General features: G+C 68.3%; 15 protein-coding genes and 1 pseudogene. 8 read left to right on the forward strand and 8 right to left on the reverse strand.

Going from position 1 to position 21,970, the window contains the following annotated elements; genetic code table 11:
* A pseudogene (locus tag AC5RUH_RS12450) lies at positions 1-665 on the forward strand (hypothetical protein); the annotation flags it as partial.
* A 9-nt stretch (positions 666-674) separates the two neighbouring features.
* Positions 675-4,178 (forward strand): S41 family peptidase, encoded by a 3,504-nt coding sequence (locus AC5RUH_RS12455; protein WP_494128728.1) that lies wholly within the window; start codon positions 675-677, stop codon positions 4,176-4,178.
* A gap of 81 nt (positions 4,179-4,259) precedes the next feature.
* Here AC5RUH_RS12455 and AC5RUH_RS12460 read toward each other — a convergent pair whose 3' ends face one another.
* The 5 genes from AC5RUH_RS12460 to AC5RUH_RS12480 all read right to left on the reverse strand — a co-directional run bounded on the left by AC5RUH_RS12460 (position 4,260) and on the right by AC5RUH_RS12480 (position 10,334).
* On the reverse strand, positions 4,260-4,691 hold the full coding sequence (locus AC5RUH_RS12460) for an OsmC family peroxiredoxin (RefSeq protein WP_493987444.1): 432 nt from the start codon (positions 4,689-4,691) through the stop codon (positions 4,260-4,262).
* 174 nt (positions 4,692-4,865) lie between these two features.
* A complete protein-coding gene (locus AC5RUH_RS12465; RefSeq protein ID WP_494023225.1) occupies positions 4,866-5,216 on the reverse strand; it encodes a hypothetical protein in 351 nt (116 codons plus the stop codon).
* Positions 5,217-5,392: 176 nt separating this feature from the next.
* Positions 5,393-7,135, reverse strand: coding sequence for a 2-oxoglutarate dehydrogenase, E2 component, dihydrolipoamide succinyltransferase (gene sucB / locus AC5RUH_RS12470; RefSeq protein WP_494128729.1), 1,743 nt, complete (start codon positions 7,133-7,135; stop codon positions 5,393-5,395).
* Between the two features lie 111 nt (positions 7,136-7,246).
* Positions 7,247-8,629 carry a dihydrolipoyl dehydrogenase gene (gene lpdA, locus AC5RUH_RS12475; RefSeq protein ID WP_494013827.1) on the reverse strand — a complete coding sequence of 461 codons (1,383 nt, stop codon included), beginning with the start codon at positions 8,627-8,629 and terminating at the stop codon, positions 7,247-7,249.
* Between the two features lie 181 nt (positions 8,630-8,810).
* A complete protein-coding gene (locus AC5RUH_RS12480; RefSeq protein ID WP_494013828.1) occupies positions 8,811-10,334 on the reverse strand; it encodes a leucyl aminopeptidase in 1,524 nt (507 codons plus the stop codon).
* Between the two features lie 248 nt (positions 10,335-10,582).
* Here AC5RUH_RS12480 and AC5RUH_RS12485 point away from each other — a divergent pair, with 248 nt between their 5' ends.
* The 4 genes from AC5RUH_RS12485 (at position 10,583) to AC5RUH_RS12500 (ending at position 15,888) form a co-directional block, all read left to right on the forward strand.
* Positions 10,583-11,584, forward strand: a complete 1,002-nt coding sequence (locus AC5RUH_RS12485) for a proteasome assembly chaperone family protein (RefSeq protein WP_494013829.1) — start codon at positions 10,583-10,585, stop codon at positions 11,582-11,584.
* A gap of 33 nt (positions 11,585-11,617) precedes the next feature.
* Positions 11,618-12,973 (forward strand): MFS transporter, encoded by a 1,356-nt coding sequence (locus AC5RUH_RS12490; RefSeq protein ID WP_494128730.1) that lies wholly within the window; start codon positions 11,618-11,620, stop codon positions 12,971-12,973.
* A 116-nt stretch (positions 12,974-13,089) separates the two neighbouring features.
* A complete protein-coding gene (locus AC5RUH_RS12495) occupies positions 13,090-14,364 on the forward strand; it encodes a DUF4192 domain-containing protein (RefSeq protein ID WP_494128731.1) in 1,275 nt (424 codons plus the stop codon).
* A 249-nt stretch (positions 14,365-14,613) separates the two neighbouring features.
* A complete protein-coding gene (locus tag AC5RUH_RS12500; RefSeq protein WP_494013832.1) occupies positions 14,614-15,888 on the forward strand; it encodes an RNA polymerase sigma factor in 1,275 nt (424 codons plus the stop codon).
* Positions 15,889-16,169: 281 nt separating this feature from the next.
* Here AC5RUH_RS12500 and AC5RUH_RS12505 read toward each other — a convergent pair whose 3' ends face one another.
* Complete coding sequence (locus AC5RUH_RS12505) at positions 16,170-16,391, reverse strand: DUF7455 domain-containing protein (RefSeq protein WP_493999501.1); 222 nt, start codon at positions 16,389-16,391, stop codon at positions 16,170-16,172.
* A gap of 250 nt (positions 16,392-16,641) precedes the next feature.
* On the opposite strand from AC5RUH_RS12505, the gene AC5RUH_RS12510 reads away from it, so the two are divergent.
* Entirely contained in the window at positions 16,642-18,753 is a 2,112-nt protein-coding gene (locus tag AC5RUH_RS12510) for a DNA gyrase/topoisomerase IV subunit B (RefSeq protein WP_494013833.1), read from the forward strand.
* Here AC5RUH_RS12510 and AC5RUH_RS12515 read toward each other — a convergent pair.
* On the reverse strand, positions 18,750-19,721 hold the full coding sequence (locus AC5RUH_RS12515; RefSeq protein WP_494013834.1) for a M56 family metallopeptidase: 972 nt from the start codon (positions 19,719-19,721) through the stop codon (positions 18,750-18,752). The two genes, AC5RUH_RS12510 and AC5RUH_RS12515, sit on opposite strands and share 4 nt — an antisense overlap.
* A gap of 5 nt (positions 19,722-19,726) precedes the next feature.
* Positions 19,727-20,116, reverse strand: coding sequence for a BlaI/MecI/CopY family transcriptional regulator (locus AC5RUH_RS12520; protein WP_493977919.1), 390 nt, complete (start codon positions 20,114-20,116; stop codon positions 19,727-19,729).
* A gap of 203 nt (positions 20,117-20,319) precedes the next feature.
* On the opposite strand from AC5RUH_RS12520, the gene AC5RUH_RS12525 reads away from it, so the two are divergent.
* The gene (locus AC5RUH_RS12525) at positions 20,320-21,951 is read left to right on the forward strand and encodes a cytochrome ubiquinol oxidase subunit I (protein WP_494128732.1); all 1,632 of its coding nucleotides are present in this window, start codon (positions 20,320-20,322) and stop codon (positions 21,949-21,951) included.
* The last annotated feature ends 19 nt before the right edge of the window (positions 21,952-21,970 follow it).

Consider the following 21,970-nt stretch of genomic DNA (forward strand, 5'->3'; position numbering starts at 1 on the left):
CCGGTAGGCGGGCCGCGGCCACGTTGGCGGTCGCCGCGGCCGCGGCGGCAGCGGGCATCCTGTTCGCCCTGGCCGGCAACGTAGCGCCTGCTCCGCCGAGCGAACCGGATGCGGTCTCATCGCCTGGTGGTGGCCGGTCGGTGCAACAGGTGTCCACGGCGCAGCGCGAAGGGCAGGACCCGGCTCCCCCCGAAGCCCGGGTACTGCCGGCGGAACTGGAACGTGCGCTGCGGGGCCGCGATGCGGCGGCGGCCGTGCCGGCCCTGGCCTGGTTGCGCACCGAGGCCGTCAGGACGCGCGACGCAACGCTGCTCAACCGCGTCAATATGCCCGGCACGGCCGTCATGGACACGGACCAAGGCATCATCGCAGCACTGGCAGGCTCCGGCAGTTGGCTCGACGGCTTCGAAACCACGGTGGAGGAGGTAACGGCTGATCCAGCGCCACCAGGCGGAGGGCCACAGGAATGGGTGGCCGCAACCGTCAGCACGTCGGCGTACCGGCAGGTGGCCGCCGACGGCAGCGTGCTGGGACGACGCGCCGAACCCAGCGTGCAACGGGTCCACCTTGAGATGGTGAGGCGGGACGCCGGCTGGCTGATCCAGTCAGTCCGCGAGGCGCCCCGCCGCTCGGATGACCCCGGGGCCAGCACAGGCCGTGACTAAGATCGAGGCATGACTTCATCGAGCTACTTCCGCTACCCGCACGTGCACGGCGATCTGGTCACGTTCGTCGCTGAGGACGACGTGTGGGTCGCCCCCCTTGCCGGCGGCCGGGCGTGGCGTGTCTCGTCGCTGCAACTGCCGGCCCGGAATCCGAGGTTCTCGCCGGACGGGCAGCACCTGGCCTGGAGCGTGGTGCAGGCCAGCGCCCCCGAGGCCGTCACGGCGTCGGTCGACGGCGGGGGATTCCGCCAACTGACCTACTGGGGGCACGCCAGCACGAAGGTAAAAGGATTCACACCGGCGGGCCACGCCCTGGTGACGAGTTCCTTCGAACGCGAAGAATCACGTCACACCTGGGCCTACGCTGTGCCGCTGGACGGTTCGGACGCCCGGGTCCTGCCCTATGGGCCCGTCGACTCAATCGCGTTCGGGCCGGAACTCGGCGACGAGCGTCCGGTCGTGGTCGGCAGCGTGCTCTCGCGCGAACCGGCGTGGTGGAAGCGGTACCGCGGCGGAACGGCCGGCAAACTGTGGATCGACCGGGACGGCGGCGGCGAGTTCGGGCGCCTGGCGGCCGAACTCGACGGCAACCTGGCAGACCCGATGTGGATCGGCAACCGGATCGCGTTCCTGAGCGATCACGAAGGTTACGGCAACCTGTATTCGGTGGGGCCGGACGGAACAGGCCTGCGCCGGCACACCGACCACGACGGTTTCTACGTCCGCCATGCCGCGACGGACGGCACGCGCGTGGTCTTCGAGTCCGCCGGCGAACTCTGGATCCTGGACTCCCTCGATTCCGCGGACGCGGCCCGCCGGCTTGAGATCACGCTGGGCTCGGCATCCACGAGCCGCCGCAGCCGCCCGCTCGACGTGTCAAAGCACCTGGCCTCCGCCGTGCCGAATCCCAAGGGAACCGCCTCCGTCATCGAAACGCACGGCACGGTGCACTGGCTGACCCACCGGGACGGCCCGTCGCGCGCTGTGGAATCGACGCCCGGCGTCCGCGCCCGGCTCGCGCGGCCCCTCGGCGACACGCGGGTGGTCTATGTCGCGGACCGCGACGGGGAAGAAGCCCTCTACATCCGCCAGGTCTTCGAACAGCTGTCCCGGGCCGACCAGCCTGCTCCCACGGCAGCCGTGCCGGCCCCCGCCGAACCGGAGCCCGACGGCTTGCCGCGCCCGGTGTCGGCCTCCGCCGTCGTCCATCCGACCCAGTCCCAGCCCATCGTGGAGGTGCGGTCCGGCGGAAGGCAAGGCGGCGGCGGAAGCGGCGGCCGGGAACCGGACGCCCGTTCGGCTGAGGCGCTGGAGCCGCAGCAATTGCGCCGCGTGGAGCTGCCCGGCCCGGACCGGGTGAGCGCGCTTGCCGCCAGTCCGGACGGCAAGCTGGCGGCAGTGGCCACCGAATACGGCCAGGTACTGGTCCTGGACGCCGAAAGCGCGCAGCTCCGCCGGCTCTCCGAAACCGACCACGGGGCGATCAGCGAGCTGGTCTTCTCGCCGGATTCCCGCTGGATCCTGTGGGCCGAGCCCGTGACAGCGGAGGGCACCCGCACGCGTCTCCGGCTGGCCCGGGCCGACGGCACCGGCGGGATCGTCGACGTGACCGACGGACGCTTCCGCGACCATGGTCCGGCGTTCACCCCGGACGGCAAGTTCGCCGCGTTCCTCTCCGAACGGAGCTTCGATCCGGTCTATTCCACCCACAGCTTCGACCTGGGTTTTCCCGAATCGACCAAGCCGTTCCTGGTGGCCCTGGCCGCCGCCACGTCTTCGCCGTTCGGTCCGTCGGTGCACGGCACGCTGCCGGACGCGCCGCCGTCGGCCGGGAAGGATCACGACGGATCCCCGAACGGGGAGGACCAGGCCACGCCCGCCGTCGCCGACATGGTGGTGGACGCCGAACGGCTGGGAGAGCGGATCATCCCGGTCCCGGTCCGGCAGGGCCGCTACACCGACCTCAGCGCGGTAGACGGAGCCCTGCTGTGGCTGGCCAGCGACCCCGCCGGCGTCACCGGAGAAGGCCGCGCGTCGGCGGAAGAGCCGGAGCAGTCCCAGCGGCTGGAGCGGTTCGACCTCTCCCGCCGGGAGGTTTCCGTGCTGGTGCCGGCGCTGGACTCCTACGAGGTGTCCCAGGACCGCAAGCGGATCGTGTACGTGCACAAGGCGCAGGTCAAGGCCGTGCCGGCCGCCGGGAAGGTCGACGACGACTCGCCCGAGAGCGTGCAGGTCGACCTGGGCCGGATCCGGGTCACCCTCGAACCGCTCAAGGTCTGGGGCCAGGCGTTCGACGAGGCCTGGCGGCTGCAGCGCGACTTCTACTGGGCCGAGGACCTGGCCGGGCTGGACTGGCAAGGCGTCTACGACCGTTACCGGCCCCTGGTCGAGCGGCTTGGATCCCACGACGACCTGGTGGACCTGCTCTGGGAGCTGCACGGCGAACTCGGCACCTCGCACGCCTACGTTTCGCCCCCGCCGGTCGCGGAGCCCGGCTCCGGCAAACAGGGACGGCTCGGCGCCGACCTGGCACGGACCGAGGCGGGCTGGACCGTGCAGAAGATCCTCGCCGGAGAATCGTCGGATCCGCTGGCGCTGTCTCCGCTGACTGCTCCGGGCGCAGCCGTCGACCCGGGGGACGTGATCGCGGCGGTGGACGGCATCCCCGTGGACCCGCTGGCAGGCCCTGCGCCGCTGCTGGCCGGCGCGGCCGGCAAGACGGTCGAACTGACCATCGTCAACGGGGCGGGCAGCCCGGAAGCCGGCCTGCAGCGGCGAATCGCGGTGATCCCCATCCGCGACGAAGAGCGGCTCCGGTACCAGAACTGGGTCTCGGGGAACCGCCGCAATGTCCGCGAGGCATCGAACGGACGCTTCGGATACCTCCATATCCCGGACATGGTGGCGCGCGGCTGGGCACAACTCCACCGCGACCTGGATGTGGAGACCGCCAAGGACGCGCTCGTCATCGACGTACGGCGCAACCGCGGCGGCCATACCTCCCAGCTGGTTGCCGAGTTGATCGGCCGCAAGGTCACCGCCTGGAACCTCGCCCGCGGCGAGCAGCCGGGCACGTACCCGGCCCACGCGCCCCGGGGCCCAGTCGTCGTCCTCACCGATGAATACGCCGGGTCCGACGGCGACATCATCACCCAGGTGAGCAAGCTGCGCGGGATTGGTCCCGTAGTCGGGACCCGGACGTGGGGCGGGGTGGTCGGCATCGACGCGAAGTTCTCGCTGGCCGACGGAACCGGCGTCACGCAGCCGCGGTACGCGTTCTGGTTCACCCAGGGCGTGGGCTGGGGCGTGGAGAACTACGGGGTGGACCCGGACATCGAGGTGCCGTTCCCGCCGCACGCGTACGGGGCGGGGGAGGACCCGCAGCTGGAGCACAGCGTCGGCATCCTCAAGGAGATGCTGGGCGAGCTGCCGACCGACCAGCCGCCGGCGCGGGCCGGTTATCCCGTGCTGCGCCCCGGACCGCTGCCGCCGCGTCCGCAGGATGTGCGTTGACCTTCGCCTGGGCGCACCGGGCGTGAACGGAAGAACCCCGGCGCATCCAAGATGCGCCGGGGTTCTTCGGTCTGTTCGGGATTAGCCGGCCAGGGTGGCATCAATCGTGATGCTCGGGACGGAGGCCAGGGCGCCGGAGACAGGACAGGTGTCCTTGGCGCCGGAGGCCAGGCGCTGGAAGTCGTCCTCGCTGATCCCGGGCACGGTCGCGTTTACGGTCAGGCGAATCTCGGTGATGCCGGTGCCCGGCACGAAATCCACGGCCGCCGAGGTTTTAATGCTCTCGGCTGTGGTCCCGTTTTCCTTGAGCATGTTGCTGAACTGCATGGAGTAGCAGGTGGCGTGGGCGGCAGCCAGCAGTTCTTCGGGGCTGGTCTTTCCCTCGGACTGGTCCGCACGTGCCTTCCAAGTGACATCGTAAGTGCCGATCCCGGACGTTTCGAACGTAGTCTGGCCGGCGCCGCTAAACAGGTCGCCGTTCCACTCGGTGCTGGCAGAACGTGTTGTAGCCATATGTCCTCCTTGGTCGATCTCGGATGAGTTCCATGCCGGCCCGGCCGCGGGCGGCCGGCGCCGTCCTTTTCATACTAGGGGAGTTGCCGCGGACTGTCCGGGCGGCACCGGGTTAAGCCACAGCGGCCGGCCCCGGAGCCCGGGACCGGCCGCAGCGTCAGGAGCTTTGGAAAGTCAGTTCCACAAGGTCGCGATGGCGACGTTCAGCAGCGCCAGGCCGCCCACCGAGTGGGCCAGGCCGGTGGAAATCGGTTCGCCGGCCTTGTACTTGCGGCGGCCGATGAACGCGAGGACGCCCACGACGAGCCCGATGACCAGCTTGATGGTCAGCTTCACGTAGTCGGCGTCCATGTCCAGGGCCGGAATCAGGCCCATCATGATGACGCCGGTAATCAGCTGGAGGGCTGCGCCGTCGAACTGGCGGGGGTGGACGGTGGGCTTCTTCATGTTGCCTATCCAGATGCCGACGATCATGGCGGCACCGACGATGTGCAGGAAGACGAAAATGCTGTAAAGGATGTCCATGGGCCCAGCTTATCGGCCGGGGAGGCACGCAGATCCGCGCCATGCCGCGGCGGGACGGGTATTTCTACCTGACGTAGTAGCGGCTGGCGGGCCGAGGGGACAAAGCACAGCGGCGGGCTGCGTCCACTGGGAACGCAGCCCGCCGCTCATCCGTGCGTCGCGCGGGGCAGGCCGGGCTAGAGGCCCAGGTCCGCCTCGAACTGTCCGGCTTCCAGACGCGCCCGCAGCGTCTGCAGGAAACGGCCGGCATCCGCGCCGTCGACCAAACGGTGGTCGTAGGTCAGGGACAGATACATCATCCAGCGGATGGCGATCGAATCGTCGCCGTTCTCATCCTGGACAACCATGGGCCGCTTGACGATGGCGCCGGTACCGAGGATTCCCACCTGCGGCTGGTTGATGATCGGAGTGTCGAACAGGGCGCCGACGCTGCCGATGTTGGTGATCGAGAAGGTACCGCCGGAGAGCTCGTCGGGAGCGATCTTGTTGCTGCGGGTACGGGCGGCAACATCGGCGATCTTGCCCGCCAGGCCGGCCAGGTTCAGGCTGCCGGCGTCATTGATCACCGGGACCAGCAGGCCCTTGTCGGTATCCACCGCAATCGCCAGGTGCTCTGCGTTGTGGTAGGTGATCTCCTGCTTTTCCTCGTCGTACTCGGCGTTCAGCTTCGGATGCTGCTTGAGCGCCTCCGCGACGGCCTTGGCGATGAAGGGCAGGTACGTCAGCTTGACGCCGTTTTGCTCCTGGAAGGACTTCTTGGCACGCTCGCGCAGCTTGGCCACCTTGGTCATGTCGACCTCGTGGACCTGGGTGAGCTGGGTGGAAGCGTCCAGCGATTCGCGCATCCGGCGGGCGATCACCTGGCGGATCCGCGGTGCCTTCTCGACGGTGCCGCGCTTGGCCGAGGCCGCGGCGTCCGCCGGAGCCTTCGCGGCGGCTGCCGGTGCTGCGGCCGGTTTGGCGGACTCGGCCGCCTCCAGCACGTCCTGCTTGCGGATGCGTCCGCCCACGCCGGTGCCCTTGACGTTGGACAGGTCCACGCCGTGCTGGTTGGCCAGCTTGCGGACCAGCGGGGTGACGTAGCCGGCGTCCGGGCCCGCGGCGGGCTCGGCGGCGGCCGAAGCCTCGGCCTTCGGAGCCTCGGCCTTGGGGGCTTCGGCCTTGGGAGCCTCGGCCTTCGGGGCTTCGGCGGCCGGCTGTTCGGCGGACGGTTCAACCACCGGGGCTTCGCGTTCCTCGGCAGGCGCGGCGGCCACCGGCTCGGCTTCCTTCGGCTCCGCCTTGGCGGGGCCGGCGCCGGTGCCGATGATGGCAAGCACCGAACCGACCTCTGCGGTCTCATCCTCGGCGACCTTGATCTCCTGGACCGTGCCGGCCACCGGGGACGGAATCTCCGTGTCTACCTTGTCGGTGGAGACCTCGAGCAGCGGCTCATCGACCTCGACCGTGTCGCCCACCTGCTTCAGCCAGCGGGTGACCGTGCCCTCGGTCACGCTCTCGCCCAGGGCCGGGAGGGTGACTTCGGTGCCTTCGCCGGAACCGGCGGCGGGCGCCTCCTCGGCGGGGGCTTCCTGCCGGGGCTCCTCCTGCTTCGGGGCCTCCTGTGCTGGGGCTTCCTGCTGGGGGGCTTCAGCCTCCTGCTGCGCCGCCGGCGCTTCTTCGGCGGTCTCGCCGGAGCCGGAACCGTCGCCAATCCGCACCAGCGGGGCTCCGACGTCGGCGGTTTCGTCCTCGGCGACCAGGATCTCTTCGATCACGCCGGCTACCGGAGAGGGGATCTCGGTGTCGACCTTGTCGGTGGAAACCTCGAGCAGGGGTTCGTCGACTTCGACCCGGTCGCCGACCTGTTTCAGCCAGCGAGTGACAGTGCCTTCGGTGACGCTTTCACCGAGGGCGGGCAAGTTCACGGTTTCAGACATGTGGTGCCCGTTCTCCTTTGAGTCTATTTTCCGGCCTGGCCGGTACATCGAGTCTTGTCTTGAGCCTAGTGCACCCGCCCGGCGGGGACGGGTGCACCAGGAGAGGGCCTGTTAGCCGTGCAGCGGGCGGCCGGCCAGCGCCATGGCGGCCTCGCCGAGGGCCTCGTTCTGCGTGGGGTGCGCGTGGATGAGCGCCGCGACGTCCTCCGGGTAGGCTTCCCAGCTGACGATCAGCTGGGCCTCGCCGATCTGCTCGCCGATGCGGCCGCCGATCATGTGCATGCCCACAATGGGGCCGTCCTTTTCGCGGACCATCTTGATCATGCCGCTGGTGCCCAGGATCGAGCTCTTGCCGTTGCCGGCCAGGTTGTACTCGACGGTCTCCACGTTGTCCTTGCCGAACTTCTCCTCGGCCTGCGGCTGGTTGAGGCCGACGGAGGCAATCTCCGGATCGCAGTAGGTGACCTTCGGGATGTTGATGTCTTCGATGAGGGCCGGCTTGTTGCCGGCAATCTCCTCGGCCACGAAGATGCCCTGCTGGAATCCGCGGTGGGCCAGCTGGACGCCGGGGACAATGTCGCCGACGGCGTAGATGTTGCCGACACCGGTGTGCAGCCGCTCGTTGGTGATCACGAAGCCGCGGTCAACCGTGAGGCCGGCTTCCTCGAAGCCCAGGCCCGCGGTGCTCGGTCCGCGCCCGACGGCAACCAGCATAAGGTCGGCTTGGAACGTCTTGCCGTCGGCCAGGGTGACCACCACGCCGTCGTCGTTCTGTTCCACCTTTTCGAAGAACACGCCGGTGTTGAACTTGATGCCGCGCTTCTTGAACGCGCGCTCCAGCTGCTTGATGATCGCCGGGTCCTCGTTGGGCACCAGCGAGGGCAGGCCCTCGACGATGGTGACGTCAACGCCGAACGAGTTCCATACCGAGGCGAACTCGACGCCGATGACGCCGCCGCCGAGCACCACGGCGCTCTTGGGCAGGGTGTCCATCTTCAGGGCATGGTCGGACGTGATGACCTTGCCGCCGATTTCCAGGCCCGGGAGGGTCTTGGAGTAGGAGCCGGTGGCCAGGACGATGTTCTTGCCCTTGTAGGCGGTGCCGCCGACCTCGATGGTGTCCTTGCCGACGAGCTTGCCTTCGCCTTCGATGACGGTGATGCCCTTGGACTTGACCAGGCCGGTCAGGCCCTTGAACTTCCCGGCGATGACACCGTCCTTGTAGGCATTGACGGCAGCCATGTCGATGGAATCGAGGCTCACGTTCACGCCGTACTTCGCGGCGTCCTTGGCGTGGTCGGCCAGCTCGGCGGAATGCAGCAGCGCCTTGGTGGGGATGCAGCCGTTGTGCAGGCAGGTGCCGCCGAGCTTGCCCTTTTCCACCAGCCCGACGCTGAAGCCCAGCTGCACGGCGCGCAGGGCAGCGGCATAACCGCCGCTGCCGCCGCCGAGGATCAGGATGTCGAATTCTTGCGCTGTTGCCGAATCGGCCACGTGAACGCTCCCTCGCGTGTTCGCAACGTGTGGTGACACGTCGATGAGTTGATTGGGGTTGACGAACGAAGTTGGTTGGGTCTCACCTTAGCCCTCCCGCATACCATCATCTAGTTGGTGACGGCCCCAACAGGCCGGATTGTGTGCGGATTCACGCGGGCGCGCTCCGAGGCGCGGGCCTTTAGGAGCTGCGGGCCACTACATCCTCGGCGTAGGCCACCAGCGTGCGGACGGCGACGCCGGTGCCCTCCTTCGGGGTGTAGCCGTGCGGGGATCCTTCGTTGAAGGCCGGGCCGGCAATGTCGAGGTGGGCCCACGGGATGCGCGCGCCGCCGGATTCGCCCACGAACTCGCGCAGGAAGATCGCGGCCGTCAGCATGCCGCCGTACTTGTCGCCCATGTTGGACAGGTCTGCCACCTGCGAGTCCAGGCTGGGACGAAGTTCCTCCGGCAGCGGCATCGGCCAGAACAGTTCCCCCGCCCGGTCGGCGGCGGCCTTGACGGCATCGCGCACGGGTTCGTCGCCCATGACCGCGGCCACCCGGCTTCCCAGCGCGACCATCTGCGCACCCGTCAGGGTGGCGACGTCCAGCAGGACGTCGGGATGTTCCTCACTGGCGGCGGCCAGTCCGTCGGCCATGACCAGCCGGCCTTCGGCGTCGGTGTTCAGCACTTCCACCGTCTTGCCGCCGTACATGGTTAGTACGTCGGAGGGCCGGGACGCGGTGCCGGACGGCATGTTCTCCGCCAGGCAAAGCCAGGCCGTGGCCTTCACCGGCAGTCCCAGCTCGGCGATCGCCAGGACGGCGTTCAGCACCACGGCCGCGCCTGCCATGTCGCACTTCATGGTCATCATGCCGGTGGCGGGCTTGAGCGAGAGGCCGCCGGAGTCGAAGGTGATGCCCTTGCCCACGAAGGCGAGCTTCGCCTTGGCCCGGACCGGCGCGTATTCCACCTTGACCAGGCGGGGCGGGCGGCTGGATCCCTTGCCGACGCCGGTCAGGCCCCCGTAACCGTCTTTCGCCAGCCGTCCCTCGTCCAGGACGGTGACCTTGACCGGCAGGTTCCGGGCCATCTGGGTGGCAGCCTCGGCGAACGTCTCCGGGTACAAGTGGCTCGGCGGCTGGTTGACCAGGGAGCGCGTCGCATTGACCGCCCGTCCCAGCACCGAGGCCCGCTTGAGTGCCTTCGCCAGTTCCTTGTCGCCGGCAACCGGCGTGATGACGGTGGCTTCCGCCACCGGGCCGCGGGCCCCGGCCGCCCGGGTGCGGTGATCGCTGAAGTCATAGGCGCCCAGGGCGGCGCCTTCGGCGACAGCCGCCGCTTCGGCCACTGTTCCGGCCGGCAGGCCGAGTGCCACCGAGCGGACCCCGGCCAGTTGGCGCACCGCCGAGCCGGCGGTGCGGCGCAGGGTTTCTTCCGTCAACGCCTGCCCGGGCAGCAGCTTCCCGACGCCGGCCAGCACCACCACGTCCGCCCCGGCCCCGGGCAGCCCCGGCAGGCGGTGGACCTGGTCGGCCGCCCCGGTGACGCCGAGCAGCGGAAGGGAGTCCTGCAGCGACTTCGAGGCCTTGGCCGGCAGCGGATTCTCCAGCAGGACCGGACCGTCTCCGTCCTGCCCGACCGCAATGACGAGGGCGGCTGACTTGGCCTTTTTGACATCCTTGGCAATGGCGCTGAGCTTGAGCTCGGTCGTGGGGATCACGCAGATCTGTCCTAACTTCTCCTACAGCCGGCCGGCCGGACGGGTGGTGCCCGCCGCCGCTCACCGGTTGCTTACCGTTGTGTCTACAGTAGTTCCAGCAGGAATGAGCCTTTGAAAAGGTTGGCCGGAACAGGGCCTGCACCTGTCGATCGTAGTCTCTCCGCACCGGATGCGGTGCCGCGCACGCGCTGTCCGACCCGCGGGCCGGAATTTTTCCGCCCGCCCGGGCGCTGAACATTGCGAGAGGCATGCACGGCAGGGAAAGAGACGATGCCGGAACGGAGGGCACATTGCTGGATCCACGGTCGCTGATGTCGACCAACGCGGAGTTGTTCGACTCGCCTGAGCTGCGCGGGCTTGATCTCGTCATGGGATTCACCGGTGCTGCGGAAGCCGGCCACGTGGTGGAGCAGATCGGCGACGAGCTGCTCGACGGGCTCGACGCACAACTGGTCGCCTCCTTCGACGCCGACCAACTGGTGGACTACCGCAGCAGGCGGCCCCGCATCACCTTCGCCGGCGACCGTTTCACCGACTACGAAGCCCCCGCCATCGAGCTGTACCGGCTGGTCGACGGGCTCGGCACTCCGTTCCTGCTGTTGACCGGCCCCGAACCCGACTACCAGTGGGAGCGGTTCTCCCGTGCGGTCGTCTGGGTGGCGAACCGGCTCCAGACGCGCCTGGTCGCGTGGGTCCAGTCGCTGCCCATGCCGGTGCCCCACACCCGCCCGATCGGCGTCACCGTCCACGGCTCGCGGCAGGACCTGATCGACGGGATCACCAGCTGGAAACCCCAGGCGGAGCTGCAGGCCGGCATCGGCCCGCTGCTGGAAGTGCGCCTCGCAGAGGCCGGGCGTGACGTCGTCGGCTATTCCATCCACGTGCCCCACTACCTGTCCGACGCCCAGTACCCGCCTGCCGCCGTCGCGGCGCTGGAGTACATCGGTGCCGCCACCTCGCTGACGTTGCCCACAGACCGGCTGCGCGAGACCGGACGCGAGGTGGAAAGCCAGATCGACCGGCAGGTACAGGACTCCGCGGACGTCCAGCGCGTCGTCGGCCGGCTGGAAGAGCGGTACGACGAGTACGCGGGGCATGAAGAGCGCCGCTCGCTGCTGGTCAAGGACAACGAAGAGCTTCCCGACGCCGACGAGATCGGCGCGGCAGTGGAGGCCTTCCTGGCCACTCAGCCTGCCACCGACGACGACGGCGCCGAAGGAGCCTCCACGGGGTCCGGCGACGCCGATTAGTCCCGCGCCCCGGACCGTGGGCAAGATGGAGCAATGGATTCGCGGCGTGCTTGGTGGGTGTGGGGGAGCGGGATATTCGCCTACTTGGTGGCGATCACCCAGCGGACCTCCTTCGGCGTAGCAGGCCTGCAGGCCACCGAGCGCTTTGACGCCACCGCCGCCGCGTTGTCGACGTTCACCGTGGTGCAACTGGTGGTGTACGCGGGCCTGCAGATCCCCGTCGGCCTCATGGTGGACAAATACGGACCCCGGATGATGGTGGCCGGAGGGGCCGTACTGATGCTGGCCGGGCAAACCGCCCTGGCCTTCGCGTCCTCCGTCCCCGAAGGGCTGGCCGGACGCGTCCTCGTCGGTGCCGGCGACGCGATGACCTTCGTGTCGGTGCTGCGGCTGCTGCCCAGTTGGTTCAGCGGGAAGCACATTCCGTTGCTGACCCAGTTAACCGGCCAGCTGGGCCAGATCGGCCAGCTGATCAGCGTCATCCCGTTCGTGGCCATCCTTAACCTGGCGGGTTGGACGCCGGCTTTCCTCTCTGTTGCCGCGCTCTCCGCGGTGGCCTTCGTCCTTGCCCTCGCAGTGGTCCGCAACGAGCCGGGACCCCGGCGGACGGCCCCGCAGCCGACCCTCCGCCAGACCGGCGCGTCGCTGGCCGAAGCGTGGCGGGAACCGGGTACGCGACTGGGACTGTGGACTCATTTCACGGTCCAGTTTCCCGCGAACGTGTTCATGCTCATGTGGGGTTACCCGTTCCTGGTGTCGGCCCAAGGCCTGACGCCGACGGAAGCCTCGGCGCTGATGACGGCAGCGGTCATGACCTCCTTCGTCGCCGGCCCGTTGCTGGGCCGCTGGGTGGGCCGGCATCCCCTCCGGCGCTCCACCATGGCCCTGCTGATCGTGGGGGCCATGTCGGCGGCCTGGCTGTGCGTCCTGGTTTACCCGGGCCCGGCCCCGTTTTGGCTGCTCCTACTGCTGGTCATGGCCGTGGCCGTCGGCGGCCCGGGTTCCATGATCGGCTTCGACTTCGCCCGGACCTTCAATCCGCTCAGCCGCGCCGGAACGGCCACCGGGATTGTCAACGTCGGCGGCTTCATCTCGGCGCTGCTGGTGATGCTCGGCATGGGCGTGGTGCTCGATGCCCTGCTGGCCAGCGGGTTCTCGCAGGGCGACCTGTACGCGCTGGACTCGTTCAAGCTGGCCTTCAGCCTCCAGTTCCTCTTCCTGATCGCGGGCACGCTGGCGATGCTGACCGTGCGCAAACGAGTGCGCACCCGGATGTCGCACGGCGGGATTACCGTGCCGCCGCTGCGCGATGCGCTGGCACGGGAGCGCCGCCGGCGGCGCGAACGGACCCGGGAACGCAGGGGGAACGGCGGAACCCGGGGCGGCTGAGCACCCTCCCTCCACCGTTGAGCACCCTCCCTCCACCTGGGCTTCGGAAGGGCGGTTGTCCACAGGAGAGCCCCCTCGGCTGGCCGCCGGGCAGGCAGCGGCGGAAGGCTCCTGTCATGGAGAAGAAGAAGTTCACCGCCCGCCGCTCCGTCGACATTCTCGGTTTCGTGCCGCATGCGCTGGGATTCCTTCCCGCCGACAGCGTGGTGCTGCTGGCCCTTTCCCAAGGCCGTTTGGGCGCGACCCTCCGCCTGGACCTCCCCGCCAGCCGGGACGGCTGCCACCTCGAACTGTTTGCCGAAACGGCGGCGGACTATCTGCGCTCCGACGAGGACGCCGACTCCGCGCTGCTCATCCTGTACACGGACCACCCCTGGCGTTCGCCGGGCCGGCCGCCCCATGCCCGGCTCGTGGCCGCCCTCGGCCGTTCCCTGTCCGCCGCCGGGCTGCCGGTCCGCACGGGCTGGACGGTAGGCCCGCAGCACTGGCGGGAGCTTTATTGCGCCGACGCCGAATGCTGTCCGCTGCCCGGACGTCCGGTGTCACAGATCCGGGACAGTGCCCTGAGCGCCGAACTTGTCTACAGCGGCAGCACTTACGCGGCCTCCGCAGCGGAGGCCGTGGCCGTCCCACGGGCGGCAGCCTCCGGCGCGCCGTACGCGACCGCCACGTCCGTCCGGAGAGCCGGGGCTGCACAGGCACCGGAACCGGCACCGGCAGCGACACCCGATGTCGCGGCCGGGATACGGCAGGAGGCGGACCGGCTGGCCGCGGGACGCGCGGGAGAGTGGACCCATTCGGACTTCTACTTCCACACCCTCCGCCGCTGGGAGCAATCCCTGGCAGCGCACAAGGCCGGAACCCTCACGGCGGAAGCGCAGGCCTTCCTGCTGGCGAGCCTGAGCGACAACGCGGTACGGGACGGTATTGCCATCTTCGCCTGCAGCAGCGCCGAGACGGCGTTCCTCTGGGCCGAGGCATCCGGCCTCCTCGATGACGCGGACCGGGCGGCGGGCGCCGCGCCGCCCGTCGATCCATTGCCCGGGTCCGGCGATCCTGCCGCAGCCCGGGGCTGGTCCAAAATTTTGATCGGTGAGTCGCCCCACGCTCCGGACTGGGATCGCGTGGACGCCACGGCACACCTGCTCTCCCGCCTGCACGCCGTCGGAGCGGGGCGCTCCCGCGCTGCCGCCGGCACGCTGCATGCCTGGATCGAATGGGCCCGGGGACGCGGTACGCATGCGCATCAACGGGCCGAGGCCTGCCTTCGCGAATGGCCCGGCTACCGGCTGGCGGAACTGGTGCAGGAACTGGCAGACAGCGGAATGCTGCCGGTGTGGGCGCGCCGGCGGGAGACCGCCTGGCCCGGACGGAGGCACCTGACGGCATGATCGCGGCGTCGCGACGGTCGAAAATCAGTTCATCCGGCGGTCTGAATCGTGAGACAATGGGAACCGAGACCCGGTTGGGTTCGTGTTTCAAACAGCGGTAGATCCTGCGGGAATACCGCCGCCGCGGATCAGGTTATGCCATGCAGACCCTGCGTCCGTGGCTTGGTTTGAATTCATTCACGGACTTGACAGGGTCATAGTGGTGTTACCCGCAGGTAGCGTCACAGACCGCCGTACGAAAGGTTCTCTGTGTCACCGGACAAGAAGACTGCTGCAGCTCCCGATGAGGAGACTGCTGCCTCCGCTCCGAAAAAGTCCGCGACGACCAAGCGCGCGGGCGCCCAGTCAGCGGCAGCGGCGGAAGCTGCTCCCAAACGGCGCGGCCGCAAGCCCGGTGCCGCTGCCAAGAAGGATGAGGCGAACACCGCCGAGCTGGCCACGGAAGAAGTCGACGAGGATCCCGAGGTCGAGCCGGAGCCCACCGAGGAAGACGTAGAAGCCACCGAGGAAGCCGGCGCCAAGAAGGGCAAGGACGGCGAGACCGGGTCCGGGTTTGTTTACTCCGACGCCGACGACGACGACGCCCCCGCCCAGCAGGTGGTCTCCGCCGGCGCCACCGCCGACCCCGTCAAGGACTACCTGAAGCAGATCGGCAAGGTCGCCCTGCTGAACGCCGAGCAGGAAGTCGACCTCGCGCTGCGGATCGAGGCCGGTCTCTTCGCCGAAGAGAAACTGGCCAAGGACGACGGCACCATGGAGACGCGCCTGCGGCGCGACCTGGAGCAGATCGTCCACGACGGCAAGCGCGCCAAGAACCACCTGCTGGAAGCCAACCTCCGACTGGTCGTCTCGCTGGCCAAGCGCTACACCGGCCGCGGCATGCTGTTCCTGGACCTGATCCAGGAAGGCAACCTGGGCCTCATCCGCGCCGTCGAGAAGTTCGACTACACCAAGGGCTTCAAGTTCTCCACCTACGCCACCTGGTGGATCCGGCAGGCCATCACCCGCGCCATGGCGGATCAGGCCCGCACCATCCGCATTCCGGTGCACATGGTGGAAGTCATCAACAAGCTGGCCCGCGTGCAGCGCCAGATGCTCCAGGACCTGGGCCGCGAGCCCACTCCCGAAGAGCTGGCCAAGGAACTGGACATGACACCGGAAAAGGTCGTCGAGGTCCAGAAGTACGGCCGGGAGCCGATCTCGCTGCACACGCCGCTGGGCGAAGACGGCGACTCGGAGTTCGGCGACCTGATCGAAGACTCCGAGGCCGTGGTTCCGGCCGACGCGGTCAGCTTTACCTTGCTGCAGGAACAGCTCCACTCGGTGCTGGACACGCTGTCCGAGCGCGAAGCCGGCGTGGTGGCCATGCGCTTCGGACTCACCGACGGCCAGCCGAAGACTTTAGACGAAATCGGCAAGGTCTACGGCGTCACGCGGGAACGCATCCGCCAGATCGAATCCAAGACCATGTCCAAGCTGCGGCACCCGTCGCGGTCGCAGGTACTCCGCGACTACCTGGACTAATCCGACTGCGCAGCAGGGCCGGTACCCGCAAGGGGCCGGCCCTGCTGCGTTAACCGGCACCCGCAAAAGGCCGGCCCTGCTGCGTTAGCCGGCGGCAGCGGGGGAAGGGGAGCGCTTCCGCGTTCCGGCGCCAGGTCCCCGGGCGCCCCCGGCGGAAAGGCCTCCGGAGACGCAAAGGGCGCCGTTCCCCTTGCGGGGAACGGCGCCTTTGACCGGGTACCGGGCGGACCTGTCGGACCGCTCCGGGAACGGGCTGCGGCTGCAGCCCGTTCCCAAAGAACCTATTCGGCGGCGGCGCCGGCCTTTTCGGTCAACCGGCTGGTTTCGTCCTGCCATTCCGAGGCCTTGGAGCGAAGCTGCGGCTCATGCTGCCGGGCATGGTGCCCGCAGAAGAGGAGTTCGCCGCCGGAGGAGGCCAGGACAACCCGTACATAGGCTTGGGCACCACACCGGTCGCATCGGTCCAATGCGGTCAGTTCACGGGGGGCTACTGCTGTCGTCATGATGACCTCCTTACGAGTGCGTCTATCCATAGAACCATCCGAAGCGCGGAAATCTTCGCAAGATGGGGTCACTTTCGCTCACCGCGTATCACGTGTGGGTAACAGCCGGGAGCTGCGTCACATGCCGGTCTGCGCTCCGGCGCGGTGCACAAGCCCGCCCGCAAAGGGGATTAGCCTAGTAACGGTCCGTTATTCGCGGCGGACCGCGGCCAAGGACCGCAGTTCTGTCTGCCAAGGAGCACTCGTACACGTGGCGCCAACGAAGTCTGAGTACACAGCACGCCATCTTTCCGTCCTGGAAGGGCTGGAAGCCGTCCGCAAGAGGCCGGGCATGTACATCGGATCCACTGATTCCCGCGGGTTGATGCACTGCCTCTGGGAAATCATCGACAACTCCGTCGACGAGGCGCTGGCCGGGTACGGGCAGAGCATCAAGATCACGCTGCACCCGGACGGCTCGGTGGAGATCCACGACGACGGCCGTGGCATCCCGGTGGACATCGAGCCAAAGACCGGCTTGAGCGGCGTCGAAGTAGTGTTCACCAAGCTGCACGCCGGCGGAAAGTTCGGCGGCGGCTCCTACACGGCCTCCGGCGGCCTGCACGGCGTCGGCGCCAGCGTGGTCAACGCCCTGTCCTCCCGCCTGGATGTCCAGGTGGACCGCGGCGGCAAGACGTACCAAATGTCCTTCCGCCGCGGCGAGCCGGGCAAGTTCATCGACACGGGCAGGGGGCCGGGCCCGGAGTCCGCGTTCGAGCCGTTCGTCACGGGCTCCAAACTGGAAGTGGTCGGAACCGCCAAGCGCGGCGTGACCGGAACGCGCATCAGATACTGGGGCGACCGGCAGATTTTCACCCCGGACGCCAAGTTCTCCTACGAAGAGCTGCAGAACCGGGCGCGGCAGACCTCGTTCCTGGTTCCGGGGCTGAAGATCACGCTGCGCGACGAGCGCAGGTTGGCCGGCACCGCCGGCGAGAACGGCCCGATCGAGGAAGTGTTCCACCACGACGGCGGCATCGCCGAGTTCGTCGAATACCTGGCCAACGACAGCGCCGTCACGGATGTCTGGCGCTTCCACGGCTCCGGCAAGTTCAAGGAAACCGTTCCGGTACTCGATGAAAACGGGCACAGCAAGATCGCCGAGGTCGACCGCGACTGCCACGTTGACGTCGCCCTGCGCTGGGGCATTGGCTACGACACCACGGTCCGTTCCTATGTGAACATCATCGCCACCCCCAAGGGCGGCACGCACCAGGCCGGCTTCGAACAGGCGCTGTTGAAAACCTTCCGCAAGGTGATCGAGGCGAACGCCCGCAAGCTGAAGGCCGGCAGCGACAAGATTGAAAAGGACGACGTCTTCGCGGGACTCACCGCGGTGCTCACCGTCCGCCTGGCCGAGCCGCAGTTCGAAGGCCAGACCAAGGAAATCCTGGGCACCTCCGCCGTCCGCGCCATCGTGTCCCGGGTGGTGGAGAAGGAGCTGGCCGCCAAGCTGGGGTCCTCGAACCGCGGGGATAAGGCCCAATCCGCGCTGCTGCTCGAAAAGGTCGTCAGCGAGATGAAGTCCCGCATCTCGGCCCGCGTCCACAAGGAGACGCAGCGGCGCAAGAACGCGTTGGAGACGTCCTCCATGCCGGCAAAGCTGATCGACTGCCGCACCAGCGACGTCGAACGCTCCGAGCTGTTCATCGTCGAGGGCGACAGCGCTTTGGGCACGGCACGGCTGGCCCGCTCGTCCGACCACCAGGCGCTGCTGCCGATCCGCGGCAAGATCCTCAACGTGCAGAAGGCATCGGTGGGCGACATGCTCTCCAACGCCGAATGCGCGGCCATCATCCAGGTGGTGGGGGCCGGGTCCGGGCGCAGCTTCCAGCTGGACGCGGCCCGCTACGGCAAGGTCGTCCTGATGACGGACGCCGACGTCGACGGCGCGCACATCCGCACGCTGCTGCTCACGCTCTTCTTCCGCTACATGCGCCCCCTGGTCGACGCCGGTCGCGTGTACGCCGCCGTGCCCCCGCTGCACCGGGTGGAGATCATCAACCCGGGTGCCAAGGCCAACGAGGTGGTGTACACCTACTCGGAGAACGAGCTGCACAAACTGCTCGCCACCCTGGAGAAGGACGGCCGGAAGTACAAGGAGCCGATCCAGCGCTACAAGGGCCTGGGCGAGATGGACGCCGACCAGTTGGCCGAAACCACCATGGAGCCCCGCCACCGAACGCTGCGCCGGGTGCGGATCGAGGATGCCGAAGCCGCCGAGCGTTCCTTCGACCTGCTGATGGGCTCCGACGTGGCGCCGCGCAAGGAGTTCATCGTGGCAGGCGCCTCGATGCTCGACCGGGAACGGATCGACGCCTAGGCCGCCAGCCCGGGTGCCACCAACAGGACGGTCGGCACCGCCAGCAGCAAAGCCGCGGCCAGCAGTACCGCGGACCGGGCCGCGCCGCCAAGGGCCGGAACAGGGGAGAGCAGCCGCCGCAGCCGGTGTGCGGTGACAAAGGACTCCGCCTCGGCGGCGCCGAGCAATCCCTTCGCCGGGTCGCCCAGGCTTGCGGCCGGGCCTGCCGCCGCCGGCCGCTCACCGGCAGCGACGACGGCGATCGCACGCACCAGCGTCTCGCGGGCCGACGTCTTCAGGGAATGGTCGTCCGCGAGCATCTCGATCAGCTCGTTCACCGCCGTCCGGGCCAGCTTCGAGGTGGGGAGCCAGGGCAGGGCCGCCCGCCAGGCGGCGAAGGCCCACAGCAGCAGGTCGTGGCGCTGTTCCAGGTGCGCCTTTTCGTGCGTCATGACCGCGTGCAGTTCGTCCGGCGAGAGCAACTCGAGCAGGCCGTTCGAGAGCACCGTGACGGAGCCGCCGCCGCCGGGCAGGCAGTAGGCCACCGGCGCCGGGTGGTTGATCACCAGGGTGCGCGGGGAGTCTTCGGACGGGGAGCTCAGCAGATTCAGCAGGTCGCGGTGCCGGCCGCGCTGTTTGCGGATCTTGTAGTAGGTCAGCAGCAGCGTGAAGACCAGGTGCACGGTCAGCAGCAGGGCGGCGCTGAGCGCGAACACGTGCACCAGGTCCAGGCCGGTATCCGCACTGTCGTCCAGCAGAAGGCCGGTCAGGCCCCGGAGGCCGGCCAGCAGGTGGTCTCCCAGCGGTTCCAAGCCCCACGTCAGCATGGCGCCGATCATGGACAGGCCGCCGGCCAGGGCGATGGCCTGCCAAAGCACCAGCGCCGTCCCGGGACTGCGGGCCGTCCAACGTGCCCGCGAGAGCAGGATGGGAGCAGGCCACGCCAAAATGACCGCCATGGCGGCCAGCAGGTAGGAGGCCAGGAACATTCAGCTCAGTTGGAAGAGAGGATCTTGCGCAGGGTTTCCGCTTCCTCGTCGCTGACCGTCCCGATAAAGCGGGCCAAGACGGCCTCGCGGTCCGGGGCCGAGCCCAGGACCTCGTGCATCAGCTCCACGGTGTGCTCTTCACGGCTTGTCACCGCCCGGTAGCGGTGCGGGCGGATGTCGCGGCCGCGCTGGACCAGGCCCTTCTTCTCGAGCCGGGACAGAACGGTCAGCACCGTGGTGACGGCCAGCTCCTTGCCGTCCGCCCCGTCCGCGGAGACCTGCGCCAACGTGTCGCGCAGCTCATTGGCGGTCAGTCCGGCCTCGGCCGGATCGGCGGCGTTCTGGGACCACAGCACGTCCATGACCGCCCGTTCCAAATCTCCGAGAGTAGCCATCTGGTTCCTTTTCGTCTCTTAACGTCGCATCAACGGCGCGCAGAACCTTTCTACGACCGTGCTCTTGGTCTCTAATTTACCGTCTTTCGTGCAAATGTTCTACAGTTCGTAGAAGATTAAGTTCTACGGCGTGTAGAAATGAGGCGTGTAGAAATGAGTTCCGGAGTAGTCCGGAACCCAGGTCAGTCCGGGAGGCAGCGGCAATGGAAGCACTTGAAATCGCGCGGTGGCAGTTCGGTATCACCACCGTCTACCACTTCCTCATGGTGCCGCTGACCATCGGCCTGGGACTGCTCGTCGCGATCATGCACACGGCCTGGTACCGCACCGGCAAGGACCAGTACCTGCGGATGACCAAGTTCTGGGGCAAGCTGTTCCTGATTAACTTCATCATGGGCGTGGCCACCGGCCTGGTCCAGGAATTCCAGTTCGGCATGGCCTGGAGCGAATACAGCCGCTTCGTCGGCGACGTCTTCGGTGCGCCGCTGGCCATGGAAGCCCTGCTCGCGTTCTTCGTCGAGTCCATCTTCCTGGGCCTGTGGATTTTCGGCTGGGGCCGGCTGCCCAAAGCGGTGCACCTGCTCAGCATCTGGGGTGCCTCGCTGGCCACCGTCGCTTCGGCCTACTTCATCCTGGCCGCCAACTCCTGGATGCAGCACCCGGTCGGCGTCGAAATGATCGACGGTCGGCCGGTCATGGTGGACGTCTGGGCCGTGCTGACCAACAACACGCTGCTGGTGGCCTTCCCGCACACCATCTTCGGCGCCACCTCGGTGGCCGGCGGTTTCCTGCTGGGCATCAGCTGGTACCACCTGTGGAAGCGCCGCCGCGACGGCATCGACACCGTGGGCCCGGACGGCACGGTAGTCGTCGGATCCGACCCGGCGCGCGGCAGGGATGCGGCCGACCACAAGGTCTGGCTCCGCTCGCTGCGGATCGGCGCCGTCGTCGCGGTCGTCTCCTTCGCCGGGGTGTCCCTCACCGGGGACCTGCAGGCCAAACTGATGTTCCAGCAACAGCCCATGAAGATGGCCGCCGCGGAGGCCGCCTGCCACGACGGCACGGGCTTCTCCATCCTGACGGTCGGCGACCTCGGCTCCAACGACTGCGACGACATGGTCGCCGTGGTGGAGCTGCCCGGACTGCTCTCCTTCATGGCCAACGGCGACTTCGACACCGAGATCCGGGGCATCAACAGCCTGCTGCCGGAGTACCAGGAGCGCTTCGGAACGCACCTGCCCGACAACCCGATCTACGGCGAGCGCGCCGGCAGCGAAATCGACTACGTGCCGGTCATGGAAGTCACCTACTGGGGCTTCCGGATGATGATCACCTTCGGCATGCTGGCCGCCGCGGCCGCCGCCGTCGCCCTGTGGGTGGTGCGCAAGGGCACGGTGCCCGAATCGAAGTGGCTGATGCGGCTGGCCGTGTTCGGAATCCTTGCCCCGTTCGGTGCCAACTCGGCGGGCTGGATCTTCACCGAAATGGGCCGCCAGCCGTTCGTCGTGGCACCCAACCCGGATCCCGACGGCATCGACAACGTCTTTATGTTCACGGCCGCGGCCGTGTCGCCGGGCGTCTCGCTTGGGGAGCTGATTTTCTCGCTCAGCGCCTTCACCTTGGTCTACGGCTCGCTGCTGGTGGTGGAAGTGAAGCTGCTCGCCGCCTACTGCCGCGGCGGTGTGCCGGCGGCAATGCCCGAGCTGCTGCCCGCGGCGTCCGCGGATGGCACGGGCACGGACGACGACGGCGGCACCGGCGGCCGCGGCAAGGACGGAGATGGAACGGACGGGAACGGAAAAGACCCTGATGACGTGCTCGCTTTCGCGTACTGAACCGGCTCCTACGGATCGA

Source organism: Arthrobacter sp. Y3223166, assembly GCF_059090935.1.